The sequence below is a fragment of the Micromonospora sp. 4G55 genome (assembly GCF_016803375.1).
In genome coordinates, this window is the sequence record NZ_JAEVHN010000087.1 from 1 (window position 1) to 15,292 (window position 15,292).

Consider the following 15,292-nt stretch of genomic DNA (forward strand, 5'->3'; position numbering starts at 1 on the left):
CCGGGTGGTCGAGGCGTTCTGTCCGGGGAGCTGCTTCGGCCTGGATCGGGTGCCGGGTGGGGTGGGTCGGCTTCGGGCGGGGAGGGGCTCGCGTTCGCGCTGCTCGATGGGGCGACGAGGAGGCGAGCGGCGATCGCCTACGTCGACGGGCGGGGCGCGTTGGGCGGCCCGACCGCCCTCGACGTGTGGCAGCTGCGCCGGCAGCCCGACAGCGAGCCGGTACACCTGGATGTGCCGGCGGACTCGGGTCTGCGTGGCCGGCCGCACCTGGTCGTGCACCACCGCCAGGGATTCGTGATGGGGCCGCCGCAGGTGGTGAGCCGCTCGGGCGTTCCGGTGGTCCGGTTGGAGCGGGCGCTGGTCGACGCCTGGCCGCTACTGCCCGCCGTGGACCGCCCCGCACCGGTGATCCGCGCCGTCAACGACCGGCTCACGACACCGCAGCGCATCGCCGCCGCCCTCGACCGCCTGCCGCGCCTCGCCGGTCGCGCCGAGTTGCGGACGCTGCTCGATCGGCTCCGGGCCGGCTGCCGGAGTCCGTTGGAGATCTGGGGTCACGACCACGTCTTCACCGGCCCGGGGATGCCGCCGTTCAAACGGCAGACGCGGATCGTCGTCGGTCGCCGGACGATGTACCTGGACGTCTGGGCCGAGCGGGAGCGGGTCGACTTCGAACTCGACGGCGCGGCGACCCACGGTGACCGGCGACAACGCGAGGTTGACCTGCGCCGGGACGCGCTGCTCGCCACCGCCGGCATCCTCGTGGTGCGCTTCGCCCACCGCCGCCTGGTGCACGAGACCGACGCGGTGCGCCGCGAGGTGCTGGCGATCCTCGCCAGCCGCCGCGCGGAGGGATGAAGCGCGGACCGATGAAGCGCGGACGGATGAAGCGCGGACGGGTGAGGTCAGTCGCGGAGGGTGCGGAGGATGCGGGCCAGGTGCGCGTGGTCGGCGGGGGAGAGGTGACCGAAGAAGCGGTCCGCCTCGGCGGTACGGGCCGCGCGGATGGCCGCGCCGATCCGCGTACCCTCGTCGGTCAGCGTGACCAGGGTCGCGCGCCGGTCGGCCGGGTCGGGGTGGCGTGCGACGAGCCCGCGTTCCTCCAGACCGTCGACGACCTCGGTGGTGGAGCGGGGCGCGATGTGCAGGTGATCGGCGAGCGCGCTGAGCCGCATGGGCCCGTGCCGACCGAGTACGGCGAGGGCGCGGGCGTGGCCGGGGTTGATCTCCCACGGTTCGAGGGTCTGCCGGGACTGGTGGCGCAGCCGGCGGGCCACCGCCCAGAACAGCTCGGCCAGGCTTTCCTCGTGCGCCTCGCGCTCGTCGGCGTCCACGGGAATACGGTAGCAGGAACTCCTGTTGTTCCCTCATGATGAGGTAACCTCAGCAATGACCCCGACAGGAAGAGGCATTCCTTGGACCCGACCCCCACCCGCGGGGAGGGCCGCGGCGGCGCCCCCCGTACCGTCTCCGCCGCCGAGAAGGCCCAGGCCCGCGACGTGTCGCTGCGCCGCATCGGCCGGCTCTTCACCGCGTACCGCTGGCAGTTGGCCACCATCACCGTGATCATCGTGGTCTCGTCGGTGCTGGCGATGGCCACGCCGTTCCTGCTGCGTACCGTGATCGACCGCGCGCTGCCCGAGCGCGACCTGACCCTGCTGGTCTGGCTGGTCGTCGGCATGGTCGCGGTCGCGGCCGTGACCGCCGTGCTCGGCGTCGTGCAGACCTGGATCTCCACCCGCGTCGGCCAACTGGTGATGCACCGGCTGCGCACCGACGTCTTCACCCACCTGCACCGCCAGTCGATCGCGTTCTTCACCCGCACCCGCACCGGCGAGGTGCAGTCCCGCATCACCAACGACATCGGCGGCATGCAGACCGTCGTCACCTCCACCGCCACCTCGATCGCGGCCAACCTGACCACGGTGGTGGCCACCGCGGTCGCCATGGTGGCGCTCTCCTGGCGGCTCTCCCTGGTCTCGCTCCTGGTGCTGCCCCCGGCGATCTGGCTGACCCGCAAGGTGGCCCGGATGCGTCGCGAGATCACCGCCCAGCGCCAGCGCGAACTGGCCGACCTCAACGTCACCATCGAGGAGGGGCTGTCGATCAGCGGCGTGCAGCTCAGCAAGACCCTCGGCGCCGGCGCCGCGCTGATCGACCGGTTCGCCACCTCGTCGGCCCGCCTGGTCGACCTCGAACTCCGCTCCGAGCTGGCCGGACGCTGGCGGATGGCCACGATGACGGTCATCTTCGCCGCCATCCCGGCGGTGATCTACCTCAGCGCCGGCCTGCCCGGCACCGCCGGCACCCTCAGCATCGGCACCCTGGTCGCCTTCACCGCTCTGCAGGGCGGGCTGTTCCGTCCCCTGATGGGGCTGCTCAACGTCGGCGTCTCGCTGACCGCGTCGCTGGCGCTCTTCGCCCGGATCTTCGAGTACCTGGACCTCCCGGTGGAGGTCGACGACCCGGCGCACCCGGTCGAGATCGACCCGGCGCGGGTCCGCGGTCACCTGCGCCTCGAGGACGTCACCTTCAGCTACCCGGGCAGCGACACCGCTGCCGTCGCCGGGATCACCCTGGACGTGCCGGCCGGCACCAGCCTGGCGCTGGTCGGCGAGACCGGCTCCGGCAAGAGCACCCTCGCGGCCCTGGTCAGCCGCCTGCACGACCCCGGCAGCGGCCGGATCACCATCGACGGCGTCGACCTGCGCGACCTGCGGCTGACCGACCTCGCGGCCGTGGTGGGCGTGGTCAGCCAGGAAACCTACCTGCTGCACACCACCGTGCGGGAGAACCTCCGGTACGCCCGGCCCGACGCCACCGACGCCGAGATCGAGGACGCCGCGCGCGCCGCGCAGATCCACGACCTCATCGCCGGCCTTCCCGACGGGTACGACACCGTCGTCGGCTCCCGAGGGCACCGCTTCTCCGGCGGGGAGAAGCAGCGCCTGGCGATCGCCCGCACGCTGCTGCGCGACCCGCGCATCCTGGTGCTGGACGAGGCCACCAGCGCCCTGGACACCGAGACCGAACGGGCGGTGCAGCGGGCCTTCGACCAGCTCGCCCGGGGTCGTACCGTGATCACCATCGCGCACCGGCTCTCCACCGTGCGCGACGCCGACCAGATCGCGGTGGTCGACCACGGTCGGATCGTCGAGTCCGGCACCCACGACATGCTGATCGACCGCGACGGGGCGCTACGCGGCGCTCGCCCGCTGACCCGGCGATGTCGGCGGCGCTCCGGCGGCGTCGACGCGGTCCGGCGGCCTCGCCTAGGTCGTCGGCGGCCCGGCGGCGCGTACCCGGGGATCGGCCAGGGCGCGGGCCATGGCGGCGACCAGCCCGCTCGCGCACAGGGTGGGGGCGCCGACCAGGAACTCCTCGCGTTCCATCCACTCGACCCGCTCGACGCCCGGCCGGTCCAGCAGCGCCTGGTCCAGCGAGCGCTCCGAATCGTCGTCGTAGCACGACCGGGCCTCATCGCCGAGCCACAGACCCCAGTGGAAGGGGCCGAGACGCGCCGGCCCCGAGTCCGACTCGTCGTGCACCTCCAACCAGCGGTCGCGTGGCTCGGCGAGCAGGACGCCGAGGGCGTTCGCGGCGACGAGATCCGGCAGCGTCATCGGCGGCTCGCCGGGCTCGGTGGAGGGCAGCACCAGGTCGGCGAGGTCCTCGTCGTGCTCGGGGCAGGAGCACTCGGGCCGTCGCGGCGGCGTCCAGTGGGCGGTAGCGGGGCGTGGTGCGGCGGAGAGGGGCATGGCCGCATCGTAGGGGTGCCGGCGCCCCCGTGGGGGTACGCGAAAAGCCGATATACCTGACGGCGGTCCGGAGTACATCTCGATCGCCTGCGCGGCACGGCCGCCACAGGGGGCGGCTGCGGGTCGCACGCTGGCTCTACCCTGCCTCCGGGCGGCAGCCCTGCACTCGGGGAGAAGGGGAGACGATAGCGCTGCGCCGGTGCAGGTGCTCGCGGTCGACGACCTGCCGCGGGCGTACCAGGAACTGAGGATGATCTGGTGAGGCTTACCGATGGACGGCCGCCGGTCGGGCCCGTCCTGGTCACCTGGCCCTAGGATCTCTGCCATGCAGGAGGGCCGGTGGACGACGATCACGCCGTCGCAGTTCGCGCACGAGCGGGAGGCGCTGGCGCACGTCCAGGCGCTGCTGCCGGACACCGAGCCGTACCGGGCGTGGTCCAACTTCACCTTCACCGCGCAGACCGGTCACCCCTACGAGGTTGACCTGCTGGTCGCCGGCCCGGGCGGGCTCTACCTGATCGAGATCAAGAGCCTGACCGGCCGGCTGATCTCCAGCGGCTCCAACTGGATCCTGAACGGGCCGAACAAGACCCGCGTCTTCGAAAACCCCCTGCACCTGGCCGACGCGAAGGCGAAGAAGCTCAAATCGCTGCTCCAGGTCGCCGCCGGACGCCGGAAGGGGGCGAAGGTCAAGATCCCGTTCGTGCAGGCGGCGGTGTTCCTGTCGAAGCCGGGGCTGCATATCGGGCTCTCCGATCACCACCTGCACGGCATCTACGGGCCCGAGCCGGCGCCCGGCCACCAACCGGGCCAGTTGCCGACCATCGGCTCGTTCCTGCAGCGCCCGCCGCAGGACGAGCAGCAGCGGGTCACCAAGGAGATGTCGGCGGCGTTGCCGGACCTGCTGGAAGAGGTCGGCATCGCCCGCAGCCGGCGGCACTACCAGATCGGCGCGTGGCAGCTGGAGCCCCGTCCGTTCGATGCCGGCCCGACCTGGCAGGACCACGAGGCCCGGCACAGTGACCTGGAGCGGGAGCGCCGCCGGGTCCGGATCTACCTGGTCGAGCGCAACGCAGTGCAGGCCGAGCGGGCCAGCATCGAACGCGCCGCTAAGCGCGAGATGCAGGTGATGCACGGCATCAACCACCCCGGCATCGTCCAGGTGGACTCGATGGAGTCGCACGAGGCCGGCCGGCGTTGATTTTCCGGTACGACCCCCGCTCGATCCGCCTCGACCACTACATGGCCCAGTACGGCGACCGCCTCGACGCGTTGAGCCGCCTGGCGATGATCCGCCAGCTCGCCGAGACGGTCGCGTACGCGCACCGCCGGCGGTTGCACCATCGCGCCCTGTCGGCGCGCAGCGTCCTGGTCAGCCCGGGACGCCAGCGGCGGGGTGGCAGCGAGGACGAGGCGTGGCTGACTCCGCAGCTGCAGATCAGCGACTGGCAGGCGGCGACCCGCGGTGTCGACGGGAGCGGCGGGGGTAGCAGCGGCGACCCGGTCACCCTGTCTACACACGCGGCCTCGCACATCGAGCGTTCGGCCGAGGCGTACCTCGCGCCGGAGCTGACCACGCCGAAGCCGGACGCGGTCGCGATGGACGTCTTCGGCCTCGGCGCCTTGAGCTACCTGATCCTGACCGGCCAGCCGCCGGCCGCGAAGCGGCCCGAGTTGCTGACCCGGCTGGCCCGGGACAACGGGCTGCGCGCCTCCGCGATCGCCGACGGGATCACCGAGTTCGCCGACGAGCTGATCCAGGCGGCCACCGCCCCGGTGCCGACCCAGCGCCTGACCACGGTGGCCGAGTTCGTCGAGATGCTCCAGGTGGTCGAGGAGGAGCTGACCGCCCCGCCGGTGCAGTCGGTGCATCCGGAGGAACTGGAGCCCGAGCAGGTCGACCCGCTCGAGGCGCGCGGCGGCGACCGGGTTGGCGAGTGGAAGATCGTCCGGAGCCTCGGCACCGGCTCGACCTGCCGGGCGTTCCTCGGCTTCAACGAGCGCACCCGGCGGGAGGAGGTGCTCAAGGTCGGGCTCTCCGACGAGAAGGGCGCCCGCCTGGCGCACGAGGCGAGGGTGCTCGGGCCGCTCACCGACTCGCGAGTGATCCGGCTGGCTAGGCCGGAGCCGCTGCAGATCGGCAACCGCACGGTCGTCGTACTCGAGCATGCGGGCGACCGCACTCTGGCCCGCAAGCTGCGCGACGACGGCCGGCTCACCGTCGACGAGCTGGAGACCTACAGCGACTACCTCTTCGGTGCCCTCGACTACCTGGAGGGGGAGGGCGTCTACCACCGGGACATCAAGCCGGACAACATCGCCATCCGGGTGCGCCCCAACCGCACCAAGCAGCTGGTGCTCTTCGACTTCTCCCTGGCCGGCGTCTCGGTCAAGGAGATCACCGCCGGCACCCCCCGCTACCTCGACCCGTTCCTCGGCACCGCCACCCGGCTCGGCTACGACAAGCACGCCGAGTGGTACGCCCTCGGGGTCACCCTGCACGAGATGGCCTCCGGCGAGCTGCCGCTCTGGGGTGACGGTGGTACCGAGCCGCAGCTGACCGAGGGCCCGCCGGTGCTGGCCGTCGAGGCGTTCGACCCGGCCATCCGCGATGAGCTGGTGGACTTCTTCCAGCGTGCGCTGCACCGCGACCACCGCCAGCGGTTCGCCTCGCTCAAGGACATGCGCGACGCCTGGCAGCAGGTGTTCCGCCGTTCCGACGCGAGCGCCCCGGTGGGCACCGATCACCCCGAGATCGAGGCCGACGAGCCGGACGAGAAGGCCGCCGAGGCGGCGCGCGACGAGGCCGCCGGCAAGGCGACCCGGGCCACGGCCCTGGAGGCGGCCGGGCTCACCCCGCGCGCGGTCTCCGCCGCCCACCGCCTCGACGCCACCACCGTCGGCGAGCTGCTCACCGTCGCCAACAAGCTCGCCCACCTGCCCGGCCTGGGCGCCAAGACCCGCCAGGAGCTGCAGCGCCGGGTGAAGGAGTGGCGCGGCCGGCTGGGGGAGCGGGAGACCATTCCTACCACGCCCGCCGCCCGCAAGGCCGCGACGGAGGAGGTGGCCTCCGAGGCCGCCGCCGGGGACGGCGACCCCGATCTGGTACGGGTCGCCTGGACGCCATCGCCACGCTGCTCGTCCCGGCCAGCCGTAACCCCAAGGACGTCGAGGCCAGCCGGCTGGCGTTGCACCTGCCCGACGCCACCGGCGCCCTGCCGGACCTGCCGCTGTGGCCGCAGCACCCGCAGGTGGCCAAGCCGCTCGCCGTCACTCCCGCCCGGATCGCGCAGATCCTCGGCAAGCAGCGCAAGCGCTGGAACGACATTCCGGTGGTCGGCAGCGTGCGTACCCAGATCATCGAGCTGCTGCGCGACGGCGGCCGGGTGATGGGCGTCGCCGAGCTGGCCGCGGCCCTGCTGAGCAGCCGCGGCTCGGTGCGTACCGGGGATGCGCTGCGTCTCGCGGTGGCGGTCGCCGCGGTGCGGGCCGCCGTGGAGGTCGACGCGCTCGCCGACGAGCCGCGCCTGCTGCTGCGCCGGCATGCCCGCGCCGACATCAACGGCAAGCCACACCCGCGCGGTGACCGGCTGCTGGTGGCCCTGGAAGCGGGAGAGGACGACGCGCCGGACACCCCGGCAGCGCCGGCGCTGCTCGACTACGCCGACGCGCTCGGCAGGGCCGCCGACAAGCTCGCCGCCAGCGAGGTGCTGCCCAGCCCGGCGAGCACCGCGAGGACCAGGCCCGCCCAGGAGATGTCCTTGAGCCAGTGCTCGGCGGCCCGACCGACGCTGTAGAGCAGGTAGGTCGTGCCGAAGGCCCAGACCAGGCCGCCGGCCGCGTTGGCGACCAGGAACCGGCGGTACGGCACGTGCAGCGCGCCCGCCAGGGGTCCGGCGAGGATGCGCAGCAGCGCGACGAACCGGCCGAAGAAGACCGCCCAGACGCCGTGCCGGGCGAAGCTCTGCTCGGCCCGGGCGAGCTGCGCGGGGCCGAGGTGTCGGGGGGAAGCGCCGCCCCAACCGGGCCAGCAGTGGACGGCCGCCGCGCCGGCCCACCGCGTACCCGATGGAGTCGCCGAGGATCGCGCCGAACGCAGCGGCGCAGGCCACCCACTCCGGCTCGACCACCCCGGCGGCGGCCAGCAGGGCGGAGCTGACCAGCACGATCTCGCCGGGGAGCGGGACACCCATGCTCTCGACACCGATCACCCCGGCGACGATCAGATAGACCGCGACCGGGGGCAGCGCGGAGAGCCAGTGCTGTACGTCGACCACCCGCCACCCCTTCCGATCCGACCTCGAACCCTACCCCCGCCGCCGGGGCCGGGTGGGGTGCTCGGCGGCTCGGCCGCCCCGCTCACCCCTGTCGCAGCGGAATGGCCGGCGCGGGCCGGCGGCGGTCAGCCGGTGATCGGGGCGACGAACTCCAGCCGGTTGCCGTGCGGGTCCTCGGTGTGGAACCGCCGCATCCCGGGCAGCTCGTCGTCACCCCAGGTGACCGGGTGTCCGGCGGCGGCCAGCCGGGCGGCGAGGTCGTCCAGGTCGGGGCGGAGCAGGGCCGGGTGCGCCTTGCGGGCGGGACGGAAGCCGTCCTCGACGCCCAGGTGCAGCTCCGCGCCGTACCCGGTGAACCAGCAACCACCGCGGGCGGCGAGGGCCGGCGGTTTGGGCTTCTCGACCAGGCCGAGCAGGCCGGCGTAGAAGGCCCGGGAGGCCGCCTCGGAGCCGCGTGGGCAGGCGAGCAGGACGTGATGGATCATGGTGGCACCTCCTCGTCCCGAACCCTGGCACGAGGTTGCGCGAATAGCAAGACGGACGTACGGTTTTGTTGACGACGACAATCGGCGGTAAGTGTCACCTAACGTGGGCGGCGCTCCGACCGGTGCGACAGACTGCTCAGGACTACTCACGGTCGCTGGTGTGAAGGAGTACGACGTGGCGAGCCTCGACACCTTCGGTGCGAAGACCCAGCTACGCGTCGGAGACGCGAGCTACGAGATTTTCAGGATTGACAAGGTGGAGGGCCACGACCGGCTGCCCTACAGCTTGAAGGTCCTGCTGGAGAACCTGCTGCGGACCGAGGACGGCGCGAACATCACCGCCGACCACATCCGCCAGCTCGGCGGCTGGGACCCGACCGCCAACCCCAGCGTGGAGATCCAGTTCACCCCGGCGCGGGTGCTCATGCAGGACTTCACCGGCGTGCCCTGCGTCGTGGACCTGGCCACCATGCGGGAGGCCGTCCGCGACCTCGGCGGCGACGCCACCAAGGTCAACCCGCTCGCCCCGGCCGAGCTGGTCATCGACCACTCCGTCATCGCCGACCTGTTCGGCCGCGAGGACGCCTTCGCGCGCAACGTCGAACTAGAGTACGAGCGCAACAAGGAGCGCTACCAGTTCCTGCGCTGGGGCCAGACCGCGTTCAACGAGTTCAAGGTCGTCCCGCCGGGCACCGGCATCGTGCACCAGGTCAACATCGAGTACCTGGCCCGCACGGTCATGGAGCGCAACGGCCAGGCGTACCCGGACACCGTGGTCGGCACCGACTCGCACACCACGATGGTCAACGGCCTGGGCGTGCTGGGCTGGGGCGTCGGCGGCATCGAGGCCGAGGCCGCGATGCTCGGCCAGCCGGTCAGCATGCTGATCCCCCGGGTCGTCGGCTTCAAGCTGAACGGCGAGATGCCGGCCGGCACCACCGCCACCGACCTGGTGCTGACCATCACCGAGATGCTGCGCAAGCACGGTGTGGTCGGCAAGTTCGTCGAGTTCTACGGCCCCGGCGTCAGCGCCGTGCCGCTGGCCAACCGGGCCACCATCGGCAACATGTCCCCGGAGTACGGCTCCACCGTCGCGATCTTCCCGATCGACGCCGAGACCGTCCGCTACCTGGAGCTGACCGGCCGCGACCCGCAGCAGGTCGCGCTCGTCGAGGCGTACGCCAAGGAGCAGGGCCTCTGGCACGACCCGAACCACGAGCCGGAGTACTCGGAGCGGCTGGAGCTCGACCTGGGCACCATCGAGCCGTCGCTGGCCGGCCCGAAGCGCCCGCAGGACCGGGTGCCGCTGGGCAGCGCCAAGACGCTGTTCCGTTCCGCGCTGACTGACTACGTGGCCGACGACGCCGCCGGTGAGCGTGACCTCAAGCCGGGCGTCGCCCGCGAGCAGCTGCCGCGCGGCGCCAACGGCCCGGCCGACGAGGCCAGCGCCGAGTCGTTCCCGGCCAGCGACCCGCCGGCCAACGAGTTCAGCGACCCGGCCGACGAGCCGCGCGACCTGGAGACCGCCGCGGCCGGCGCCGGCGGGCGCGCCACCAACCCGGTCCGGGTGACCAGCGCCGACGGCGTCGAGTACGAGCTGGACCACGGCGCCGTGGTGATCGCCGCCATCACCTCCTGCACCAACACCTCCAACCCGCAGGTGATGATCGGCGCGGCGCTGCTCGCCCGCAACGCGGTCGACAAGGGCCTGGCCCGCAAGCCGTGGGTCAAGACCACCCTGGCGCCGGGCTCCAAGGTCGTCATGGACTACTACGACCGCGCCGGCCTCACGCCCTACCTGGACAAGCTCGGCTTCAACCTGGTCGGCTACGGCTGCACCACCTGCATCGGCAACTCCGGGCCGCTGCCGGAGGAGGTCTCCGCCGCGGTCAACGAGGGCGACCTCGCCGTCGTCTCGGTGCTCTCCGGCAACCGGAACTTCGAGGGCCGGATCAACCCGGACGTCAAGATGAACTACCTGGCGTCCCCGCCGCTGGTGGTCGCGTACGCGCTCGCCGGCACGATGGACATCGACCTGGCCAACGAGCCGCTCGGCGAGGACAGCGAGGGCAACCCCGTCTTCCTGCGCGACATCTGGCCGAACAGCGCCGAGATCCAGGACGTCATCGCCCAGGCGATCGGCGCGACCGGCTTCAGCGCCGCGTACGCCGACGTCTTCGCCGGTGACGAGCGCTGGCAGTCGCTGCCCACCCCGACCGGTGACACCTTCGCCTGGGCGGGCGACTCCACCTACGTCCGCAAGCCCCCGTACTTCGAGGGCATGCAGCGGGAGCCGCAGGCCGTCGTGGACATCAGCGACGCCCGGGTGCTGGCCAAGCTGGGCGACTCGGTGACCACCGACCACATCTCCCCGGCCGGCTCGATCAAGGCCGACTCCCCCGCCGGCAAGTACCTCGCCGAGCACGGCGTGCCGCGCCACGAGTTCAACTCGTACGGCTCGCGCCGGGGCAACCACGAGGTGATGATCCGGGGCACCTTCGCCAACATCCGGCTGCGCAACCAGCTGGTCCCGGGCGTCGAGGGCGGCTTCACGGTCAACCACCTGACCGGCGAGCAGACCTCGATCTACGACGCCTCGATGGCGTACCAGGAGGCGGGCGTCCCGCTGGTCATCCTGGCCGGCAAGGAGTACGGCTCCGGCTCGTCGCGCGACTGGGCGGCCAAGGGCACCATGCTGCTCGGCGTCAAGGCGGTCATCGCCGAGTCGTACGAGCGGATCCACCGCTCCAACCTGATCGGCATGGGCGTGCTACCGCTGCAGTTCCCGGTGGACACCACCGCGGAGTCGCTCGGCCTCACCGGCACGGAGACCTTCTCCATCACCGGCGTGACCGCGCTCAACGACGGCGACACCCCGCGCACGGTGAAGGTCACCACCGACACCGGCGTGGAGTTCGACGCCGTGGTCCGGATCGACACCCCGGGCGAGGCGGACTACTACCGGCACGGCGGCATCCTGCAGTACGTGCTGCGCCGGATGATCGCGAGCTGACGTACCACCGAAGGGCCGCTCCCGCACTCGCGGGAGCGGCCCTTCGGCCATTTCCCAGTCGCACGCGGCGGGCCTCGCTCCGTCGCCCGGTCGGAGAGCCGCGTGGCGGGTCGGCACCGCGCGGGACCGGTCGACGCGGGCCCAGCAGCCCGGCGCACCCCCTCGACCAGCACGAACAGCTCACGCTTGGCGGTCGCGAGACCCCGGGAGTCGAGCTGGTAGCCCTCGATCCAGGTCCACCCGTGGGGCGGGTGCCGGTCGCCCATCTCGCGAATCACCCGGACGACGATCGGTGCCACGAACTGCGGAGAGGCGGCCCGAGACAGCACAACGACGTCACCGACATCGAACCTCGGGCGCGGGCCGCTGCTCATCGCAGCCTCAGCGCGACGGCGCGGGCCTCCTCATCGGTGAGGGGCAGGAACCAGAGGAAGCGGCGGACGATGGCGATCGGGTCCGGGCCGCCGGGCCGGCCGCGAAGGTCGCGGATCGCACGGCGGGTGATCCGGGAGAACTCGAGGATCAGGGTCGCCCGCCGGGACGCGTCCGTCGGAGTCGCGCGCAGCGTCGGACAGGGCCAGTCCCGACCGCAGGCGTCGCACCTCCACCACGGGCCGCCTGCGGTGTGCGCGGCGACCGGGCCAATCCCGCTCCGCCAGCGCGATGCGGGCACGACGGTCAGCCCGCCGGGGCCACGGTACGCAGGGGTGGGCGGCCCGATCGGCCCAGGGACGGTCGGGCGGGCCGGTGGCGGGTCGTATCTCGGCTTCGGAACCGGCCGCGGCTTGTCCTCAGGCATTGTCTTTTGCTCCTTCGGCATCGGCTAACCCGCAGCTTGCCGAGGGTCGTCAGACAATCACACAGCGTTCGCTAATCTTCTTCGGACGGTTGTTTTGTTCCTGAGAGGACAGGCATGAACCATGCGTTTGTCGCCGCGCTGGCTGAAGCGGGCCACACGGCCGAGAGCCTGGCGGGCCGCCTGGGGGTGCATCCGAAGACCGTCGCCCGGTGGGCCAACCCGGGGCACATCCCGCAGAGCCGGCACCGCGCCACGGTCGCGAACCTCCTCGGACAACACCCCGATGTGCTCTGGCCGGACGCCTCCCACCGGCGCGAGCCCGTGTGGTTCCGCCCCTGGGTCGACATCGAGCGTGACGCCGTCGCACTGCGTGCGTTCCAACTCGCCTGGGTGCCGGGGCTGCTTCAGACCGAGGCGTACGCGCGCGTGACGCTTGAGTGGGAGGCGTTGGCACCGACCAAGGTTGAAGAGTTGGTCGCGGCCCGAATAGCTCGACAGTCAATCCTGGTTCGCGAGTGCGGGCCGTTGTTCGTCGCGGTGCTGGACGAGGGTGTCATTCGTCGGCAGGTCGGCGGTCGGGATCTCATGGCCGCTCAGCTCGCACACCTCGTGAGCTGCGCCGAGCTACCGAACCTCCAGCTTCATGTGGTGCCCCGAGACACGGCCGCGTATCCCGGGCTGAATGGGCCATTCATGCTCGCCGAACTGCCGGACGGGACGCGGGTGGGGCACGTCGACAGTCAGGCGCGTGCGCAGATCATCGAGCAGGCATCCGAGATTGCTACCCTGGAGCGAAGGTGGGAACGCTTACGCGGCGAGGCTCTGCCCCGACAGCGATCCCTGGACCTCTTGAAAGAAGCAGCGGCATCATGGACCTGACTGGCGCACAGTGGCGGAAGAGCACGAAGAGCGGCAGCAACGGCGGCGACTGCGTCGAGGTCGCGGACAACCTCGCGGGCGTCGTGGGCGTACGCGACTCCAAGGACCCCGCCGGTCCGGCCCTCACCTTCGCACCGGCCGCCTGGCGGCGGTTCGTGGAGACGACCAAGCGCGGCTGATCCCCCGGCTCCGAAGGCCCCCGGCGTTCCGCCGGGGGCTTCGACCTTCCCGGGCGCGCACCCGCCCGCACAATGCGGCGTGTCGCCGTATCCGGATGGCCGGACACCACGACACGCCGCAAACGGTGTCGATCGCGCGGGGTCAGTCCTCGCGGCGGCGGGCCTCCCGGGTCTTCATGGCGTGCTCCATAAGCGTGACCAGCACGTCCCGGCTGGACTCCCGCTGCCGGGCGTCGCAAAGCAGCACCGGCACGCCCGGGTCCAGGTTGAGCGCCGCCTGCACCTCGTCCAGCTGGTAGCGCCGGGCGTCCTCGAAGCAGTTCACCGCCACCACGAACGGGGTGCCCCGCTCCTCGAAGTAGTCGATCGAGGGGAAGCAGTCCGCCAACCGGCGGGTGTCCGCCAGCACCACCGCCCCGATCGCGCCCAGGGCCAGCTCGTCCCAGACGAACCAGAACCGGTCCTGGCCGGGGGTGCCGAAGAGGTAGAGCACCAGATCGTCGCTGATGGTGATCCGGCCGAAGTCCATCGCCACCGTGGTGGTGGTCTTGTCCTCCACGCCGGACAGGTCGTCGACCCCGATGCCCGTCTCGGTCAGCACCTCCTCGGTGCGCAGCGGCCTGGTCTCGCTCACCGCGCCGACCATGGTGGTCTTGCCCGCGCCGAAGCCGCCGGCGATCAAGATCTTGATCGCGGTGGGCAGCGGCGGCGCTCCCGCCGGCCGGTCAGAGTGCCCGTAGTCCATTGATCACCGCCTCGAAGACGCTCTCGTCAGGTAGTCCGGCGCTGCCGCGCGGCGGCCGCACCATCAGCAGTTCGCGGGCCACCAGGTCGCCCAGGAGGACCCGGACGGTCCCCACCGGCAGGTTCAGATGGGCGGCGACCTCCGCCACGGACTGCATCCGCTGGCAGAGCGCGACGATCGCCAGGTGCTCCGGGCCCAGCCCGGACTCCCCGCCGGCATCCGCGCGGGTCGCCGTCACCAGGGAGATGAGGTCGAACGTGCCGGTGACCGGGCGGGCCCGGCCGCGGGTGACCGCGTACGGCCGAACCACCGGCCCGGCGTGGTCGTCCACCCACCTGTCCTCGGAACCGCCCTCGACCGTCATCGCCGCTACTTCCCGCCGGCCGGCTGGTCGAGCCCCCGGGTCGGCGACGCGACGAACTTGCCCACCCGGGTCACCAGCATCGCCATCTCGTAGGCGATCAGTCCGACGTCGGCGTCCTCGGCGGCGAGCACCGCCAGGCAGGCGTTGCGCCCCGCCGCCGTGACGAACAGGAACGACGACTGCATCTCGATGATGGTCTGCTGCACCTGCCCGCCGCCGAACCGCTTGCCCGCGCCCCGGGCCAGGCTCTGGATCCCGGCCGCCATCGCCGCCAGGTGCTCACCGTCGTCCCGGCTCAGCCCCCGTGACGAGGCCATCAGCAGGCCGTCGGAGGAGAGCGCCACGGCGTGTTCGGCCTGCTTCACCCGACCGACCAGATCGTCCAGCAGCCATGTCAGGTCGGCACTCGAAGCCGTCTTCTGCCCCACTCGTCGTCCTCTTCTCCCCCGGCTGGTGTCGCCGTACGTCGGTGTTGCCGTGCCCCGTCGCGCGGTCGCTTCTCCTCGCGCCGCCGTCAGGTCGCCTGACCGTCCCCGTTCTCCGCCCCGTTGCCGGACCGCGCCCCGGTGGCGGCGCCTCCCAGCAGGCGGGCGGCATCGGTCCGGCCACGCCGGGTGCCCGTCTGGTAGGAGCTCATCATCCTGCGCACCTGCTCCGGCGGGCGCGTGGCCTGCTCGTCGGCGTCGCCGTCCTCCGCCGCCTGCTCGCCGCGCAGCTCCGGCACGATGTTGGCCTGCCGTACCCGCACCGGCAGGCCGGAGTCGGTCACCGCGCCGTCCGTGCCGGCGGGCGT

At 72.2% G+C, this 15,292-nt stretch carries 15 protein-coding genes and 1 pseudogene; 7 read left to right on the forward strand and 9 right to left on the reverse strand.

Annotated features, from left to right (window positions below; translation table 11 throughout):
• On the forward strand, positions 1-858 hold an 858-nt coding region (locus tag JNW89_RS10485; protein WP_238448742.1), incomplete at its 5' end, for a DUF559 domain-containing protein.
• Between the two features lie 47 nt (positions 859-905).
• Here the strand turns inward: JNW89_RS10485 and JNW89_RS10490 are convergent.
• Positions 906-1,334: a MarR family winged helix-turn-helix transcriptional regulator gene (locus tag JNW89_RS10490; RefSeq protein WP_238448743.1), complete on the reverse strand. Its 429-nt coding sequence runs from the start codon at positions 1,332-1,334 to the stop codon at positions 906-908.
• Between the two features lie 81 nt (positions 1,335-1,415).
• Between JNW89_RS10490 and JNW89_RS10495 the strand changes: the two are divergent.
• Positions 1,416-3,219, forward strand: a pseudogene (locus JNW89_RS10495) (ABC transporter ATP-binding protein).
• Between the two features lie 53 nt (positions 3,220-3,272).
• Here JNW89_RS10495 and JNW89_RS38655 read toward each other — a convergent pair.
• The gene (locus tag JNW89_RS38655) at positions 3,273-3,758 is read right to left on the reverse strand and encodes a hypothetical protein (protein WP_238448744.1); all 486 of its coding nucleotides are present in this window, start codon (positions 3,756-3,758) and stop codon (positions 3,273-3,275) included.
• A gap of 325 nt (positions 3,759-4,083) precedes the next feature.
• Here JNW89_RS38655 and JNW89_RS10505 point away from each other — a divergent pair, with 325 nt between their 5' ends.
• Both JNW89_RS10505 and JNW89_RS10510 read left to right on the forward strand, forming a co-directional pair.
• Entirely contained in the window at positions 4,084-4,959 is an 876-nt protein-coding gene (locus tag JNW89_RS10505; protein WP_238448745.1) for an NERD domain-containing protein, read from the forward strand.
• Positions 4,956-7,148 carry a protein kinase gene (locus tag JNW89_RS10510; protein WP_238448746.1) on the forward strand — a complete coding sequence of 731 codons (2,193 nt, stop codon included), beginning with the start codon at positions 4,956-4,958 and terminating at the stop codon, positions 7,146-7,148. The genes JNW89_RS10505 and JNW89_RS10510 overlap by 4 nt, the downstream gene beginning before the upstream one ends.
• A 268-nt stretch (positions 7,149-7,416) precedes the next feature.
• Here JNW89_RS10510 and JNW89_RS10515 read toward each other — a convergent pair whose 3' ends face one another.
• Positions 7,417-7,962 (reverse strand): DedA family protein, encoded by a 546-nt coding sequence (locus tag JNW89_RS10515; protein ID WP_238448747.1) that lies wholly within the window; start codon positions 7,960-7,962, stop codon positions 7,417-7,419.
• Positions 7,963-8,160: 198 nt separating this feature from the next.
• A complete protein-coding gene (locus JNW89_RS10520) occupies positions 8,161-8,520 on the reverse strand; it encodes a VOC family protein (protein ID WP_238448748.1) in 360 nt (119 codons plus the stop codon).
• Positions 8,521-8,680: 160 nt separating this feature from the next.
• Between JNW89_RS10520 and JNW89_RS10525 the strand changes: the two genes are divergently transcribed.
• Positions 8,681-11,533: an aconitate hydratase gene (locus JNW89_RS10525; protein ID WP_238448749.1), complete on the forward strand. Its 2,853-nt coding sequence runs from the start codon at positions 8,681-8,683 to the stop codon at positions 11,531-11,533.
• A 370-nt stretch (positions 11,534-11,903) separates the two neighbouring features.
• Here the strand turns inward: JNW89_RS10525 and JNW89_RS10530 are convergent, their stop codons facing one another.
• Entirely contained in the window at positions 11,904-12,206 is a 303-nt protein-coding gene (locus JNW89_RS10530; RefSeq protein ID WP_238448750.1) for a hypothetical protein, read from the reverse strand.
• A gap of 240 nt (positions 12,207-12,446) precedes the next feature.
• On the opposite strand from JNW89_RS10530, the gene JNW89_RS10535 reads away from it, so the two are divergent.
• A complete protein-coding gene (locus tag JNW89_RS10535) occupies positions 12,447-13,211 on the forward strand; it encodes a DUF5753 domain-containing protein (RefSeq protein WP_238448751.1) in 765 nt (254 codons plus the stop codon).
• Complete coding sequence (locus JNW89_RS10540; RefSeq protein ID WP_210776303.1) at positions 13,202-13,390, forward strand: DUF397 domain-containing protein; 189 nt, start codon at positions 13,202-13,204, stop codon at positions 13,388-13,390. The genes JNW89_RS10535 and JNW89_RS10540 overlap by 10 nt, the downstream gene beginning before the upstream one ends.
• A 142-nt stretch (positions 13,391-13,532) precedes the next feature.
• On the opposite strand, the gene JNW89_RS10545 is transcribed toward JNW89_RS10540, so the two are convergent.
• From JNW89_RS10545 to JNW89_RS10560, 4 genes are all read right to left on the reverse strand, one after another.
• Positions 13,533-14,135, reverse strand: coding sequence for an ATP/GTP-binding protein (locus tag JNW89_RS10545; protein WP_238448752.1), 603 nt, complete (start codon positions 14,133-14,135; stop codon positions 13,533-13,535).
• A complete protein-coding gene (locus JNW89_RS10550; RefSeq protein ID WP_238448753.1) occupies positions 14,116-14,499 on the reverse strand; it encodes a DUF742 domain-containing protein in 384 nt (127 codons plus the stop codon). Before JNW89_RS10550 ends, JNW89_RS10545 begins: the two co-directional genes overlap by 20 nt.
• 5 nt (positions 14,500-14,504) lie before the next feature.
• Positions 14,505-14,927, reverse strand: a complete 423-nt coding sequence (locus JNW89_RS10555; RefSeq protein ID WP_088961283.1) for a roadblock/LC7 domain-containing protein — start codon at positions 14,925-14,927, stop codon at positions 14,505-14,507.
• A gap of 86 nt (positions 14,928-15,013) precedes the next feature.
• A partial coding sequence (locus JNW89_RS10560; protein WP_238448754.1) for a hypothetical protein occupies positions 15,014-15,292 on the reverse strand: 279 nt, incomplete at its 5' end.

What these genes read in the sequence shown, in the direction of transcription:
- JNW89_RS38655 (WP_238448744.1), bottom strand. Translation starts at nt 3,758, where the DNA reads ATGCCCCTCTCCGCCGCACCACGCCCCGCTACCGCCCACTGGACGCCG.
- JNW89_RS10505 (WP_238448745.1), top strand. Translation starts at nt 4,084, where the DNA reads ATGCAGGAGGGCCGGTGGACGACGATCACGCCGTCGCAGTTCGCGCAC.
- JNW89_RS10520 (WP_238448748.1), bottom strand. Translation starts at nt 8,520, where the DNA reads ATGATCCATCACGTCCTGCTCGCCTGCCCACGCGGCTCCGAGGCGGCC.
- JNW89_RS10535 (WP_238448751.1), top strand. Translation starts at nt 12,447, where the DNA reads ATGAACCATGCGTTTGTCGCCGCGCTGGCTGAAGCGGGCCACACGGCC.
- JNW89_RS10540 (WP_210776303.1), top strand. Translation starts at nt 13,202, where the DNA reads ATGGACCTGACTGGCGCACAGTGGCGGAAGAGCACGAAGAGCGGCAGC.
- JNW89_RS10545 (WP_238448752.1), bottom strand. Translation starts at nt 14,135, where the DNA reads ATGGACTACGGGCACTCTGACCGGCCGGCGGGAGCGCCGCCGCTGCCC.
- JNW89_RS10550 (WP_238448753.1), bottom strand. Translation starts at nt 14,499, where the DNA reads ATGACGGTCGAGGGCGGTTCCGAGGACAGGTGGGTGGACGACCACGCC.